Raw genomic sequence first — 14,475 nt, 5'->3', positions numbered from 1 at the left:
TAAGGTCCCGGCGATGAGCCTCTCCCTGCGTAATCCCCACAGTGTACTGGCCGCCCTGCGGCTGCGGCCCGGGTCGGTCACGTCCGTCTCCCCGCCCGCCGGCCGCCCCTCGCCGGCGTGGGCCGCCGTGCTGGACGCCGCCTACGAGGCCGGTGTGCCCCTGGTCGACGCGGCCCCGCGCTCGGGCGGCGGGCGTCGCCAGCGCCGCGGCGGTCCGCCGGACCGCGACGCCCGCGGCGGCGGCGGCGAGGCGAACGTCGCTCCCAAGCCGGCCGTCAGCCTGGGGCAACTCTTCGCCGGGGTGAAGCAAAACGAACCGGGTCTGTGGCTCGCGCTGGACCGGATCCAGGACGTGCACAATTTGGGGGCGATTTTCCGCAGCGCCGCGTTCTTCGGGGTGCGGGGCGTGGTGTTCACCCGCGACCAATCCGCCCCGCTGACCGCCGCCGCCTACGACGTGGCCTGTGGCGGGGTCGAAGCGGTGCCGCACGCCGCCCCCACGAATCTCGCCGCCGCCCTCTCCAACGCGAAGGACGCCGGCCTGTGGACGCTGGGTACCAGCGAGCACGCCGGCATCCTCGGCGAGGCGGCGAGCACGCCCTCCGGCTCCGCCTTCGACGTGGACCGCGACCGCCCCTGGCTGGTCGTGATCGGCGGGGAGGAGAAGGGCCTGCGCCGCCGCACGCTGGACCTGTGCGACGAGGTCTGCCAACTCCCCCCGGGTCCGGGCAACGTCGGCCCCGTCACCAGCCTGAACGCCGCCGTCGCCTGCGGCGCGATCCTCGCGGCGCTGTCGCGGCCCCTGCCGGAGAAGCCGCCCGCCTGACTGGGCGGACCGGCCGCCCCAACGCTCGGCCCCTGGTTCGCCGGCACCGCCCGAACCCGCCGTGCAGAACTGCATAACGTAAGAACGTTATGTTGCACGCGCGGCGGCGTCCGCGGCGAGTTCACGCTCGAACCAGTCGGCAGCGGCTTCGGCCATCGCCTCCGGCGTTGGCAGGACGACCTCCGTCACGCCAGGTCGGGCAGCGTCCAGCGGCGTGCCGAACTGGTGCGTCTCGTCGTATCCGACCAGCAGGCGGTCGCCAAGAAAGTCGGCCCGCAGGTCGCGGTACACGCAGTTGTCTCGTACAAGCGAGATAGCGATCAGCGCGTGGTCCGTCGTGTGCGACCATGAATCGGCGTACGAGCCGCCGCAGTTCGCGCGGTCGTCGAGGCGCTCGAGGAATCGGCACTCAAGGTCGTTGCGGCACTCGCACTGACCAAGCCGCAGCGCCACTACGGGGACGGGGACGGGGCCGGCGGGCTGGTGCAACATAAATGAGAGGTTCGGGGGCGTGGACCCACAATTAGCCAGAAGAATGAAATGATGCCCGGTCCCACGAGCCCTGCAACCGGCGTTCGGCCGCGCCGAACTGCTCGAGGAAGCTCGCTGCATTGCCTGAGAGGAACGGCGTGAGTTTTTCCGCACCACGTTCGAACGCAAGGTTCTCAAGAAAGCACGTCGCCGCCGCTTCGTCGAGTTCTGTCCCCCTGACAATCATGCTCTCGGAAACCAAGGTGCCGAGTCGGCCCAACTGATATGGCAGTAGCTCGTCAATGTGGTCGCGCACATAGTGACTGCACTCCGCAAGAATGCCACAGAAAGGGAGCGTTCCGTCAGGCTCGCGAAAGAGCGATGTGGAGAATTCCGTCGCCAGTGCTGGAAAGATGCCGACGAGCCGATCACGAAGCTCTGTAGGACTCAACAAACCTCTCCTTCAAGCTCTATTTAAAGCCAAACCACTGTTTGTCCCACAATGTGTCGGGGGTGACGGGGGTAAACGCCCGCCGGGACTGGGCGGCGGTGGCGGACGACCGCAGGATAACGCGCCGGGCGTGCGGCCGGGCTTTGGCGTACGCGCCCGTGCGTTTCGTCCGCGTCGGATCGTACGATGACGCCGTGCCGACCGCCCCCACCTCCCCCGCTCCGACCGCCCCGCTCGCCGTGCGGCGGGTCGAACCGGAGGTGATGGACGATCCGGGCCTCGATCCCGCTGCCCACCGGGCCGCCCTCACCGGGTTGCGGCGGCTCAACGCCGTCAGCGGTACGACGGCGTCGCTGGCGAGGGCGCTCCAGCCGATCCTCAGTGCCGTTCCCGCCGTCCGCACTCCGCGGGTGCTGGACGTCGCCTGCGGGGGCGGCGACGGGGCCGTCGCGTTGGCGCAGCGACTGTCGATTCTGCTCCGTCGCACCGTCGAGGTCGACGGGTGCGACCTTTCGCCAGTGGCCGTCGCCGCGGCGAACCAACTGGCGCTGGAGGCCGGGCTCGACGCAGAATTCCGCGAGGCCGACGCCCTCGCCGGTCCGCTGCCGGCGCCAAGCCTCCCGGACCCGGGCGGCGAACGCTACGACGCCGCCGTCAGCAGCCTGTTTCTGCATCACCTCGAAGACGACGACGCCCCCCGCGTACTGCGCAACATGGCCGCGGCCGCGAACGCCGTGGTGATCTCCGACCTCCGCCGCACGCGGCTGGGACTGGCGATGGCCCATGTCGCCTGCCGGGCGCTCTCCCGCAGTCCGGTGGTGCATTACGACGGGCCGCAGAGCGTGCGGGCAGCCTTCACCATCGAGGAGTTCCGCCGGGTCGCCGACGCCGCGGGGCTCTCCGGCTACGAGATCCGCACCGTCTGGCCGCAGCGGTTCCTGTTCGTCTGGCAGCAGCCCGCCGACGGGGCCGCGACGTGAGCGCCCCGCCGAACCGTTGCGACGTGGCGATCGTCGGCGCCGGCCCGGCGGGCTCCGTGCTGGCCCGCGAACTGGCGTTGCGGGGGCGGTCGGTGGTCCTGATCGAACGAGCCACCTTTCCCCGTCGCAAGGTCTGCGGCGCCTGCCTGAGCGGCCACGCCGTCCGCGAACTGACCGCCGCGGGGCTGGACGGTCTACTGGAGCAGTCCGGGGCGATCCCGCAGACCGGCTTCCGTCTGGGCGTCGAAGCGAAGGACCGGGCGCCGCGGGCGGCGTTCGTGCAGACGGTCGGCGGCTTCGCCTTGTCGCGGAGCCGGTTCGACGCCGCCCTCGCCGACGCGGCCGTCGCCGCGGGCGCCGTCGTTCTGTACGGGGCGGGGGCGACCCTCGGTTCGGACCGCACGCTGACGTTGAAGGGCGCACACGCCGGCACGCTGCGGGCTGGGGCGGTGGCGCTCGCCTGCGGATTGCCGGGAGCGGGACGGGGCTTCGAATCGCTCGCCTCCGCCGTCCGCCCCGGCAGCCGGGTGGGGGCGGGGTGCGAACTCGCGCGGGGGGCGTTCGACGCCGCGTTCTTCGGCCCCGGCACGATTCACATGGCCGTCGCCGCGGGCGGTTATGTGGGGGCGACGGTCACGGAGGGGGGCGAGTTGAACCTCGCCGGGGCTTACGACCTGGCCTTCCTGAAGGAGTGTGGCGGACCGGGGGCGGCGTCGGCGGCGATCTTCCAGGCGGCCGGCTTTCCGGTGGCGAAGGGGATGGCGGACGCCGACTGGACCGGCACCCCGCCGCTGACCCGCACCGCCGGCGACGTGGCCGCGGACGGGGTGTTCCTCGTCGGCGACGCGGCCGGCTATGTCGAACCGTTCACCGGCGAGGGCATGGGCTGGGCGCTCGCCTCCGCCCGGGCCGCCGCGGACCCGATCGACGCCCTCCTCAACGGCGACGCCGCCGCCGAGGCGCAGTGGCGGCGCATATACCAACGGCGGGTCGGCCGCCGGAAGGGCTGGTGCCGGGCCGTCGCCGTCGCCGCCCGCACGCCGCTGGCCGCGACCGTCGCCGCCGCGGCGCTCAATCGGGCTCCGGGCCTCGCTCGGCCGCTGGTGCGACACCTGGCGGGGTGAGTGAGCCGCTCTCTTGAAGAGAGCGCTCTAATCGGCGTCGATCGTCACGACGACCTTGCCGAAGTGGGCGCCGCTTTGCAGGTGCTTGTAGGCGGCGATCGCGTCGTCGAAGGGGAACGTGCGGTCGATGACCGGGCGAATGCCGTTCGCGGCGATGTGGCGGTTCATGTCGGCGAACATCTCCCGGCTGCCGACGTAGATGCCGTGGATCGACAGTCGCTCGAACACGCAGGGCAGGGGGTTCACCTCGCCGTCGGCGCCGGTCAGTACGCCGATCAGACCGATCCGGCCGTTCAAGGCGCTGGCCCGCATGCTTTTCGCCAGCGTGCCCGGGCCGCCGACCTCCACCACGTGATCGACGCCGCGGCCGTCAGTCAATTTTCGCACCTCTTTGTGCCAGTCTGGGGTCGCCTTGTAGTTGACGGTCCCGTCCGCCCCCAGTTCCCGCGCCCGCTCCAGCTTTTCGTCGCTGGAGGAGGTGATGAACACCGTGGCCCCGGCCGCCTTGGCCAGCTGCAGGGCGAAGACGCTCACGCCGCCGGTGCCGAGGCAGAGCACGCTCTGGCCGGCGGTGAGACCGCCCTTCACGAACAGCGACTGCCACGCGGTCACGGCGGCGCAGGGCAGGCAGGCGGCCTCCTCGAAGGAGAGGTCGCCCGGGATCGGCAGCAGGGCCCGCTCCGGGAAGACGACCCGCTCCGCGAGCACGCCGTCGATCCCGCCGCCGTGGGCGGTTCGCATGATCGCGTCGTCCGGCTCCCCGGCGACCCAGTCGCGGAAGAAGCAGTTCACCACGCGATCGCCGACGGCGAACTCCGTCACCCCTTCGCCGACCGCCTCGACGACGCCGGCGCCGTCGGAGAGCGGCACGACCGGGCGGGAGTCGTTGCGCGGATAGCCGCCGAGGGCGACCATCTTGTCGCGGTAGTTCAGGCTGGCGGCCCGCATCGCCACCCGCACGGCCCCGGGGCCGGGCATGGGGTCGGGACGTTCGACCCGCTGAATGGCGTCGGGGCCGCCGTCGGAGGAAACGAGGTAGGCGCGCATCGAAAAGCGGGGGCGAAGGGACGAAGGGGAGCGCGGTCAGCGGCGGGGCGTGCCGACGCGGTACAGCGGATTGCGTTCGAGGGCGTCGTTCCGCTGGTCGTACAGCCCGCCGTCATAGCGGTTCGCATCGTACAGGTTCGAGTCGTAAGGGCGGGCGCCGGCGCCGAAGCCGGGGTCGGGACCGTAGATCGAACCGCCGTCGCTGCCATACGGCCCGCCGGGGCCGCCGCCGTATCCGGGCGGATTGGTGGGGCCGTAGCGCGGGATCGGCCGGACGCTGACGGGGGTGATCTGCCCGCTGCGGTGATCCTGCACGAGCAACGTGGCCTCCCCGCGGGCGTCCAGCCGGCGGGCCAGTTCGACCCCCAGCGGATAAACCCGCGGCCCGCCCGGCGTGCCGACCACGCCGACCTGATAGCCGGCGACGGTCAGCACGCGGTCGCCCCGTTCCAGCCCGGCCCGGTCGGCGGGGGTGCCCGGGATCACGTTGGTGACCAGCACGCCGGCGGTGGTGTCGGTGCCGTTCACGCCCAGCAGCACGGGGCTGTCGTCCGGATCGAACCCGGGCCGGCCGCCCAGGCCGGGGGCGAGTCGCGCCCCCGGGACGACGGGCGCCGGCGGGACGACCTGCCCGGAGGGCGCGTTGAACTCGTAGCCGTTCGACGGCCGGGCGCCGTCGTCGCGGGAGCGCATGTCCGGCGACGCGTCGCCGGGGGAGCCGGGGGCGGAGGGAACCGGGGTGAAGCGGCGGGCGTCGATGCCGTTCTCCTGAACTCGTTCCTGCGGCGGAGGTTGCCGTAGGGCCTCGCCGGTGGACCCCTCGGGGGCGGCGAGGCCCTCCGGCAGGCCCGGCAACAGCGGCTCGTCCTGCCCGACCGCCGACCCGGCCGCCGGTCCGACCGATAGGGGCAACACGATCAGCAGGGCGGCGACGAGGGACGCCGGCCGGCCGCGGCGGGGGCGGGAGGCGGAGCGGGGCATGGAACCGGCGGGGCGTGCGGGGAAAAGCGGGAGTTCCCATCATCCTACCCGCCCGCCCACGTCGATCGGAGAGCCCCCCGTGATTCGTCCGCCCTTCGCCCTGTGCGCCCTGCTGCTCGTCGCCGGCCCGCTGGCGGCCGCCGAGTCCGACGCAGCGCAGGCCCCGCGGCCGAACGTCGTGCTGCTGATCGCGGACGACCTCGGTTGGGGCGAATGCGGCTTCCAGCACGGGCCGGGCACGCAGTCCGTCGCCGAGGGCGGCGTCGGTGCCGTGCCGACGCCGCACCTGGATGCCCTCGCCGCCGACGGTGTGCGGTTCACGCAGGGCTACGTCACGGCCTCCTACTGCTCCCCCAGTCGGGCCGGGTTGCTGACCGGCGTGATCCAGACTCGGTTCGGACATGAATTGAACCCCGTGGGGGCGGCGAACGAGCACCCGAACGCCGGGCTGCCGGTCGGCCGGAAAACGCTCGCAGATCATCTGCAGTCACAGGGCTACGCCACGGCGTTGATTGGCAAGTGGCACCTCGGCAGCCACCCGACGGCCCACCCGCTGCGGCGGGGGTTCGAGCGGTTCTGGGGCTTCCTGCACGAGGGCCACACCTACGCCGACCCGTTCGCCGGGCCGCCGGTCGTCTCCTTCCTCCGCCGCAAAACGCTGCCGGACGGGCGGACCGACGGGGCCTGGCAGAGCCCGAACGGCCGCCTGTTCCTGCACACCGGCGCCCCGATCGCCGAACCGCCCTACGACGCCAACAATCCGGTCCTCGCCGACGGCACGCCGGTCACGCCGGAGGGCTACTTCACCCACGTCCTCACCCGGGAGGCCGACCGCTTCCTGGACGACGCGACCGGCCGGCCGTTCTTCCTGTGCCTCAGTTACTCCGCGGTGCATTCGCCCATGCAGGCGTTGCCAGGGGATTACGCGGCGTTCGCGGAGTTCGCCGACCCCCAGCGGCGGGTGTTCGGCGGGATGTTAAAGGCCTTGGACGAGAGCGTCGGCGCCCTCCGCGGATCGTTGGAGCGACGGGGCCTGAGTGAGAACACGCTGGTCCTGTTCGTCTCCGACAACGGCGGCCCGACGGCCGAACTGACGAGCACGAATCTGCCCCTGCGGGACGGCAAGGGCAGCCTGTACGAGGGCGGGATTCGGGTGCCGATGCTCGCGAGTTGGCCGGGCGTGTTCCCGGCCGGCGTCGACTTCGAGGAGCCGATGTGGAGCCTCGATTTCACCGCAACCGCCCTCGCCGCCGCAGGCGGGAAGGTGCCGCGGGAGTGGGACGGTATGGACCTGCGGCCGGCGCTCACGGTGCCGGAGGGCGTCACGCCCGTCGAAAGCCCGATCCCCTATCGCCCGCTGTACTGGCGGATGGGTGGGAAGGCGGCCCTGCGGGTGGGCGCCCTCAAACTCGTCCGTCCCCGAGACGGGGCCGATTGGGAACTTTATCACCTCGCCCAAGATCCCGGAGAGTCGCGTGACATCTCCGGCGAGCAGCCGGAGTTCTACGAGCGGCTCATTCGGGAGTGGGACGAGGTGAATGCGGAGATGGTCCCGCCGCGGGACTTCAAATCGCCCTGACGTCTGAGCGCCCGCGCACGGAAGCGTCCCGGACCCTTGGAGGGTCCGGGACGCTGCGGGTGCGTTTTCAGCGAGCGCCGGGCGGCGTCACTCGGCCTGGTAGGCGCCGCTGAACATCGTCAGGGCGAGGTGAGCCGGTTCGCCGGGGCCGGGGGTGCCAATGAAGCCGATGCCGCCGAACAGGGCGTGCGAGACGGTCATGGACTGGTCCTTCACCCGGCAGCGGGCGCTGAAGGGCTGATCGATCAGGGCCCGGCAGAAGCCTTCGACTTCCACGCAGGAGACCGGATCGACGGAGCCGTCGTGGCTGCCGGAGCCGGGGCAGACCTTCGCGGAGGTGACGACGCCGAACAGCAGGCCGTCCTCGGTGGCCCGGCAGTCGCCGGAGACGCTCAGGGAGCAGCCGGCGTTCGGCACGGTGCAGGTCGCGGTGAAAGAGCCGTTGGGGCTCACGGCGATCGTGACGGACTGGTCGTTCAGGGTGCGGGTCCAGCGGCCGACCGGCAGGGCGGAGTTCGTCTCGACCGGCACGGCGTAGGCGGCCGGGGCGGCGTAGCCGAACGACGTGGCGTCGACGGCGGCAGTCCGCTGCACGCCGTAAAGTCCGGCCGGTTCGTAGGCGATCGGGTAGGGGATCGCGTGCGAGGGGGCGGCGAGCGCCGGGGCGGAGACCCAGCCGGGGCAGTCGTCGGTCGAGGTGCAGGCCGGCGCGGACTTACAGGGGCTGGTCTCGCAGGCGATCTCGCTGCACACGCCGCTCGGACAGGGGCCGCCGTCGCAGGCGGCGCCGCGGCACGCCGTGCCGCAGGCGAGGGCGCACTCGGCGGCGCAGGAGGACAGGTCGTTGGCGGCGCTGGTCACGATGGTGGTGAACTGCTTGGCGATCACCCCCCGCAAGCCGCAGGCGTTCGTGCCGCAAGCGGCGATCTCGCAAGACCCGGCGGAGCAGGCGGCGGTTTCGCACGCGGTCTTCGTGCAGGCGGCGGTCGTGCAGGCCGAGGTCCCGCAGGCGGCGGTCGGGCAGGCGTCGGCGGTCGCAACGCAGACGGTGATCGGGCAGGCGGTCCCGCTACAGGCGAACGTGCGACTCGGGGCCGGCGGGGCGGCTTCGGACGAGGCGGAGCAGACGACTACGGCGGTGGCGGGCACGGCGTCGCTGCAGGTGGCCAGCGAACAGGCGGTCGGGGCCGGGGCGTCGCAGGTGGCGGTTTTCTCGCAGGCGGCGCCGGTGCAGGCGGCGGTTTTCTCGCAGGCGGCGCCGGTGCAGGCGGCGGTTTTCTCGCAGGCGGCGCCGGTGCAGGCGGCGGTCTTCTCGCAAGCGGCGCCGGTGCAGGCGGCGGTCTTCTCGCAAGCGGCGCCGGTGCAGGCGGCGGTCTTCTTGCAGCAGCCCATCTCGGCGCAGCAGGCGGAGCCCGGGCCGGTGCAGGTCGCGGGGCAGTCCGCGGTGGGGCAGGAGCCTTCGGAGCAGGCGGCGACCGTGACGAAGAGGTCGGACGCGGTCAGCGTGGCGTCGGCCGTCTCGACCTGGACGGTCCGTTTGGCCTTGGACGGGCAGGCGCCGCAAGAGGGCGGGGCGGCGGTCGTCAGCGAGGCCGTGCCAAAGCCGATCGCGACGACGGCGGCGAGTTTCAGGGCGTTCATCAGCGGTCTCTTCCTTGAGACGGGGGCGAATGTGGGTCGCGACCTCGACTTCCGGTTCGGAGCGCCGATCGGGGGGTCGCGTCGCGGTCATCGCACACGATCCGTCGCGCGCGAACCCCGGGTTCGCGTCGCTCCGGCTCACTCCGTCACCGCTCCCCCGTTCCGATTCGCGCAGCAAAACGCCGTCGCACCGGAGGGCGCGACGGCGAAGTGAGGCGACGGGAGTCGCGGACCTCAGCGAATAATCAGACTGAACCCGCTGCCGCCGTAGCCGCTGCCATATCCGCGGTTGTAGAACCCACGGTTATAGCCGTAGCCACGGTTATAGCCGTAACCGCTGTTGTAGAGGCCGCTGCCGTAAACCCGGCCGCCGTACAACCCGCTGCTGAACCCCGGGTTGTACCCGCGGTAGCCGTAGCTCCGGTAACCGTAGGAGGGGCTGACGCCGTAGGAAGGACGAATGCCATAGCCGTAGCTCGGCCGGACGCCGTAGCTGTAGGGGCTGTAACCGTAGCCTCCGGAGTTATACCCGTAGCCCCCGGAGCTGTATCCGATGCTCACCCCGCCGGCGTCGGCTGGAGCGGCGGAGCCAAGGAGGGCGGCGCCGGCAATGGCGGCGGATGCGATGAGAGCCTTCATGGAAATAATCAGGGTGGGAGGATCGAGCGGCAATTCCGCGGTCACGGCGACCGATTCACGGGCGAATCATTCGGGACGCAAGTTCGGCGCCAATCGCCGTTGCCACGTGGAATCGACCCCGTCCCCGCCGCTGTCCGATCGCCCCGACGCCGGATCGGTCGCCGGACGTTCAGGGATCGCCCCTCCCCTCAACCGGCGAAGGCCCGCCGGGCGCAACCGGCTGCCCCGACCACGCCGGCGTCGGCGCCGAGGCCGGCGAAGCTCACGTCGAGGTGCTCCGCGACCGTGGGGAAGGCCCGGCGCTTCACCTCCAAACGGAGCGTGTCGAGGAACAGGTCGCCGGTGGTCGTGCCGGGACCGCCGAAGGTCATCGCCCCGGCCAGCAGCACGCAGTCCGGGTCGATCGTGTGCAAAATCGAAACGGTGCCCACCCCCAACAGTTGGGCGGTCTCGGTGAGGATGCCCAGCGCCAGTTCGTCGCCCTCGGCGGCGACCTCGCAGATCAGCTTCGGCGTGAGCTTCGCCCCCCCGGCGAGCCGTTCGTGCATCGCCGATTGGCCGCGGTCGACGTTCAGCGCGTCGCGGGCGCGAGCGATCACGCCGCGGGCACCGCAGTAGGCCTCCAGCGTGCCCCGCATGCCGGTGCCGGGGTGCACGCGGGCGTCGGGGCGACAGTCGATGATGATGTGGCCGCACTCGCTGCCGTGACTGTGTTCCCCCTCGATGACGGCGTCGCGGAGGATAATCCCGCAGCCGATGCCCGTGCCGAGCGTCCAGAGGACGAGGCTGTCCGCGTCGCGGCCGGCGCCGGACCAGTACTCGCCGTAGGCGGCGGCGTTGGCGTCGTTCTGCAGGGTCGTCGGCTTGGAGAAGCGGGCTTCGACGGCCTCGCGGATCGCCCAGTTTTGCCAGCCGGGCAGGTTCGAGGGGCACAGCAGCGTGCCCGCCTTGAGGTTCATCGGACCCGGCGTGGCGAGGCCGACGGCGGCGACGTCCCATAGCCCGACGCCCGCGTCCTCTAAGGCGGCGTTCGCGGCCGCTTCGATCCGGTCCAGTCCCGCGCCGGGGCCGAGTTCCTGCTCCGTGGGGACCGATCCGTGCCCGCGGACGACCCCGCCGGCGTCCACCACCGCGGCCTTGATGTTGGTGCCGCCCACGTCGATGCCCAGCAGCGGCGGTCCGCCGGGGGTGGTCTGACCAGAGAGGGGCATGTCGGCTCGGCGCAGCGGGGGGGACGAAGCGCGCGGACTCTACCGAGCCGCCCCCAGCGCTTGAAGGGCGGGTCGCTCCCGCGGCGAGGGGGGTCAGTCCCGGGTAAGATCGCCGAACTGTTCCCGTTCCGTCCGTCCCGCCCGCGCCCGTCCGCATGTCGCTGTCCTCCAAACTCGCCCGGACTGCCGTCGCGGCGACGCTGACCGCCGCGGGGACTGCCGCCGGGTACAAGCTGACGACCCGCGTTCTGCGGGGCCGCTACAGCTTCGCCGGGAAGACCTGCGTGGTCACGGGCGGCTCGCGGGGGTTCGGGCTGGTGATCGCCCGCAAGCTGGTGCGGGCCGGGGCCGCCGTGGCGATCTGCGCCCGCGACGCCGATCAGGTCCGCCGGGCCGCCGACGAGCTGGCCCGCCGGGGCGAACCGGGCCGGGTCGTCGGCGGGGTCTGCGACGTCACAAACCGGGAGGACGTGCGGCGGTTCCTCAAGACCGTGACGGAGGCCCTCGGCCCGGTCGATCTGCTGGTGAACAACGCGGGGCTGATCTCCTTCGGCCCGCAGGCCTCGCTGACGGCCGGCGACTACGAGAACAGCCTCGCCACCCACTTCTGGGGGCCGTACTTCTTCAGCGAGGAAGTCCTGCCGATGATGAAGCGGCGGCGGAGCGGGCGGATTCTCAACGTCGCCAGCATCGGCGGCCGCGTGCCGCTGGTGCACGGCAACGCCTACACCGTCGGCAAGCACGCGTTGGTCGGCTACAGCGAGGGGCTGCGGTCCGAGGCGGTGAAGTTCGGCGTGTACGTCACCACCGTCTGCCCCGGCCTGATGCGGACCGGCTCCCCGCGGCACGCCCTGATCCGCGGCAAGCACGAGGTGGAGTACGCCGGCTTCAAGATTCTGGACAGCCTCCCGGGCCTCAGTTGCAGTGCCGAGTACGCCGCCGACGCGGCGCTGGAGGCCGTGAAGGACGGTCGGGCCGAGGTGATCACCCCGTGGCCGTTCGCCGCGGTCGCGACCTTCCACGGCGTCTTTCGTAACTTCAGCCTCGATCTGCTCGGCCTGCTGGGCCGGGCGATGCCGGACGCCCCCGGGCCGATCGGCGATCAGGTCACCGCGGCGAAGAAGGGGTACGAAGTGGAGACCCCGCTGAGCCGCTCCGCCCTGACCGGCCTCACCGAACGGGCCGCCGTGCGGAACAACGAGGTGTGAGCGAGCAGTTCGCTCAACTTGGCCGAACGAAGGCCCGTTCGGCCTGCTGGCGGCGGGAGACGGCGTCGTTGCCGTTGCGGGCGTCGAACCGGGCAGCGAGTTCGTCTGCGGCCTGCCGAAACGCCACGGCCAGCTCGGACGGCGGTACGACGCCGTCCGGGTTCGGCACCGGGAAGTCACTCGGCAGACGAAACCGGCGGGGGCGGTCGGAGTGATCTGCTAAAGCGTTCAGGGCCACGCCGGCGGCGGCGAGGTACTCGCGGCGGTTATCGTCCGAGGTGGCGCCGACCGGCCCGGCGGTGCGTTGCAGCAGGCCGCCCACCTCCTCCGTCTCCCCCCGCCGGGCGAGGTAGAGGAAGTGCCGGGAGGCGCAGAACGTGAAGGCCGGGAACCGGCGGAGGGCGGCCAGCCCGAGGCGGTGCTGCTCCGCGGCCTCCGTCTCCCGGCCCAGGCGGAGCAGGGGGGCGAGGACTTTGCTGTGGGTGCGTTCCGGCTCCTCGGCACAACTCAGGCGCCCGCCCAGCAGCGGAGCGGCCCGCTCCACGGCGCCGGCGTCGTCGCCCAACCGCACGGCGTGGGTGACGGACTGGCTGGCCTCGCAGGCCTGGCAGTCGCTCAGCGGGTCCCGCGGGGCGGCCTCGAAGCGGGCGAAGGCGTCCCGGGCGGCGTCCTCCTCGCCCAGCAGCCACAGGGCGTTCGCCCGGTAGTTCTCCGCCGGCCGGAGGCTGAACCCGTGGGCGACGCAGCGGGCGGCGAAGTCGTCCAGCACGGACAGCACGCGCTCCCGCGGGAAGGCGACGAAGCTCGCCAGCGCGTCTGAGAGCCACTTGTACTTCCACAGCAGCCCCGGCCAGAAGATCCAGCGGGCCTCCGGGTCGCGGTCGGCCTCGGCCAGCACGACGGCGAACGGCCCCAGCGCCCGGTCGTAGAGTTTGGCGTGCATCGCCGCCTCGCGGACCAGTTCGAGCCGGAAGTCCATCCGCAGGCCGACCGGCAGCCCGGCGGCGTCGGCGGCCTGGACGACGGTCTCCCACAGCGCCACCGCCGCCGGCCCGTGCGGGGCGGAGGTCGCCAGTTCCAGCGGGATCGCCACCTCGGGGGGCAGGCCGTCGGACATCGCAACGCGGGGGCACGGGGAACGATCGACCGACCCGGACGGAGCCGGATCGGTTCGACCCGCGGGTCGATTGCAGGTTACCCGGCGCCTTCGGCGAAGGCCCGCGCCTCCGCCCGGCGGCGGGTGAAGACGTCGTTGCCGTTGCGGGCGTTGAACCGGGCCTCGATCGCGTCCGCGGCCGCCTTGAACTGCGGGACGAGCTCGGACGGCTTCACCGGGCCCCCGGCGTCCGGCACGGGGAAGCCGTCCGGCAGCGCGAAGCGTTTCGGCCGGTCCGACTTGGCCGCGACCGCTTCCAGAAAGGTCTCCGCCGCCCCGAGGAACCGCCAGCGGTCGTGATCGGAGACCGCCGGGACGGCTCTGGTGAACCGCCGAAACACTCGGGCGCCGGTCGTCAGATCGCCGGTGCGGGTGAGGTAGTCGAGGTGTTCCGCCGCCCGGGCCACGAAATGCGGGAAGCGCCGTAGTCCCTCCAAACCGATGCGATTCCGCTCCGCGGCCTCCTCATGCCGGCCGAGCCGGACCAGCGGGGCGAGCAGCACGCCATGCGTGTTCTCCGGCTCCTCCGCACAGGCCATCCGGCCGGCGGCGAGGGGTTGGAATCGTCTCACGGCGCCGGCGTCGTCGCCGACGTGCACCGCGAACTGCACCGCCCGGGCCGTCTCGCACGCGTGGCAGTCGCTCAGGTCGTCGCGGTCCGCGGCTTCGAATCGCCGCATCGCCTCGGCGGCGGCGTCCGAGTCGCCCATCAGCCAGAGATTGTTCGCGCGGTAGTTCTCCGCCGGCCGGGCGCTGAACCCGTGCGCCGCCGCCCGGGCCGCGAAGTCGTCCAGCACCGCGAGGATCCTCGCCCGCGGGATCGCTGCGTACTCGCCGGTCGAATCGCTGAGCCACTTGTACTTCCACAGCAGATCGAACCAATCGACCCAGTCCGCCTCCGGATCGCGGTCGGCCTCGGCCAGCAGCGTCGCCCAGGGACCGAAGGCCCGGTCGTACTGCTTCACGCCGTCGGAGGCCGCCGCCTCGACCAACTCGGCCCGGAAGCCCATCCGGACCTCCGCCGGCAGCCGGGCGGCGTCGGCCCGGGCGACGGCGGCCTCCCACAGGGCCACCTTCGTCGGCCCCTCCGGCGCGAAATAAGCGAGTTCCGCCGCCTCGAACACCTCGGGGGGCAGATCGTCAGGATCGGTCATGGCGGGC

At 72.2% G+C, this 14,475-nt stretch carries 14 protein-coding genes; 5 read left to right on the top strand and 9 right to left on the bottom strand.

From position 1 onward, the window contains the following. Nucleotides 1–13 precede the first annotated feature (13 nt). Nucleotides 14–826, top strand: a complete 813-nt coding sequence (locus CA12_RS21325) for a 23S rRNA (guanosine(2251)-2'-O)-methyltransferase RlmB (RefSeq protein ID WP_145361130.1) — start codon at nucleotides 14–16, stop codon at nucleotides 824–826. A gap of 87 nt (nucleotides 827–913) precedes the next feature. Here the strand turns inward: CA12_RS21325 and CA12_RS21320 are convergent, their stop codons facing one another. Next, entirely contained in the window at nucleotides 914–1,318 is a 405-nt protein-coding gene (locus CA12_RS21320; RefSeq protein ID WP_145361129.1) for a hypothetical protein, read from the bottom strand. Between the two features lie 31 nt (nucleotides 1,319–1,349). Beyond that, a complete protein-coding gene (locus tag CA12_RS21315; protein WP_207622068.1) occupies nucleotides 1,350–1,748 on the bottom strand; it encodes a hypothetical protein in 399 nt (132 codons plus the stop codon). 194 nt (nucleotides 1,749–1,942) lie between these two features. On the opposite strand from CA12_RS21315, the gene CA12_RS21310 reads away from it, so the two are divergent. Both CA12_RS21310 and CA12_RS22320 read left to right on the top strand, forming a co-directional pair. Beyond that, nucleotides 1,943–2,728 (top strand): methyltransferase domain-containing protein, encoded by a 786-nt coding sequence (locus CA12_RS21310; RefSeq protein WP_207622067.1) that lies wholly within the window; start codon nucleotides 1,943–1,945, stop codon nucleotides 2,726–2,728. Continuing rightward, the gene (locus CA12_RS22320; protein ID WP_165700915.1) at nucleotides 2,725–3,852 is read left to right on the top strand and encodes an NAD(P)/FAD-dependent oxidoreductase; all 1,128 of its coding nucleotides are present in this window, start codon (nucleotides 2,725–2,727) and stop codon (nucleotides 3,850–3,852) included. Before CA12_RS21310 ends, CA12_RS22320 begins: the two co-directional genes overlap by 4 nt. A gap of 27 nt (nucleotides 3,853–3,879) precedes the next feature. Here the strand turns inward: CA12_RS22320 and CA12_RS21300 are convergent, their stop codons facing one another. Next, nucleotides 3,880–4,899, bottom strand: a complete 1,020-nt coding sequence (locus CA12_RS21300) for a zinc-dependent alcohol dehydrogenase family protein (RefSeq protein ID WP_145361127.1) — start codon at nucleotides 4,897–4,899, stop codon at nucleotides 3,880–3,882. 36 nt (nucleotides 4,900–4,935) lie between these two features. Beyond that, nucleotides 4,936–5,880, bottom strand: a complete 945-nt coding sequence (locus CA12_RS21295) for a PDZ domain-containing protein (protein WP_145361126.1) — start codon at nucleotides 5,878–5,880, stop codon at nucleotides 4,936–4,938. Nucleotides 5,881–5,959: 79 nt separating this feature from the next. On the opposite strand from CA12_RS21295, the gene CA12_RS21290 reads away from it, so the two are divergent. After that, nucleotides 5,960–7,459, top strand: a complete 1,500-nt coding sequence (locus tag CA12_RS21290) for a sulfatase-like hydrolase/transferase (protein ID WP_207622066.1) — start codon at nucleotides 5,960–5,962, stop codon at nucleotides 7,457–7,459. A gap of 87 nt (nucleotides 7,460–7,546) precedes the next feature. Here CA12_RS21290 and CA12_RS21285 read toward each other — a convergent pair whose 3' ends face one another. From CA12_RS21285 to CA12_RS21275, 3 genes are all read right to left on the bottom strand, one after another. Beyond that, a complete protein-coding gene (locus tag CA12_RS21285) occupies nucleotides 7,547–9,100 on the bottom strand; it encodes a ribosomal eL19 family protein (protein WP_145361124.1) in 1,554 nt (517 codons plus the stop codon). A 234-nt stretch (nucleotides 9,101–9,334) separates the two neighbouring features. After that, nucleotides 9,335–9,739, bottom strand: a complete 405-nt coding sequence (locus CA12_RS21280) for a hypothetical protein (RefSeq protein WP_145361123.1) — start codon at nucleotides 9,737–9,739, stop codon at nucleotides 9,335–9,337. Nucleotides 9,740–9,927: 188 nt separating this feature from the next. Further along, the gene (locus tag CA12_RS21275) at nucleotides 9,928–10,950 is read right to left on the bottom strand and encodes an ROK family protein (RefSeq protein ID WP_145361122.1); all 1,023 of its coding nucleotides are present in this window, start codon (nucleotides 10,948–10,950) and stop codon (nucleotides 9,928–9,930) included. A gap of 155 nt (nucleotides 10,951–11,105) precedes the next feature. Between CA12_RS21275 and CA12_RS21270 the strand changes: the two genes are divergently transcribed. Continuing rightward, nucleotides 11,106–12,158, top strand: coding sequence for an SDR family NAD(P)-dependent oxidoreductase (locus CA12_RS21270; RefSeq protein WP_145361121.1), 1,053 nt, complete (start codon nucleotides 11,106–11,108; stop codon nucleotides 12,156–12,158). 13 nt (nucleotides 12,159–12,171) lie between these two features. Here the strand turns inward: CA12_RS21270 and CA12_RS21265 are convergent, their stop codons facing one another. Together CA12_RS21265 and CA12_RS21260 are read right to left on the bottom strand one after the other, a co-directional pair. Then, nucleotides 12,172–13,275 (bottom strand): hypothetical protein, encoded by a 1,104-nt coding sequence (locus CA12_RS21265; protein ID WP_145361120.1) that lies wholly within the window; start codon nucleotides 13,273–13,275, stop codon nucleotides 12,172–12,174. A gap of 77 nt (nucleotides 13,276–13,352) precedes the next feature. Next, a complete protein-coding gene (locus CA12_RS21260) occupies nucleotides 13,353–14,468 on the bottom strand; it encodes a hypothetical protein (RefSeq protein ID WP_145361119.1) in 1,116 nt (371 codons plus the stop codon). Nucleotides 14,469–14,475 lie beyond the last annotated feature (7 nt).

Source organism: Alienimonas californiensis (assembly GCF_007743815.1).
In the GTDB taxonomy this organism is placed as follows: Bacteria; Planctomycetota; Planctomycetia; order Planctomycetales; family Planctomycetaceae; genus Alienimonas; species Alienimonas californiensis.
Note: the sequence above shows the minus strand (reverse complement) of the source record. Positions and strands in the feature narration are given on the sequence as shown.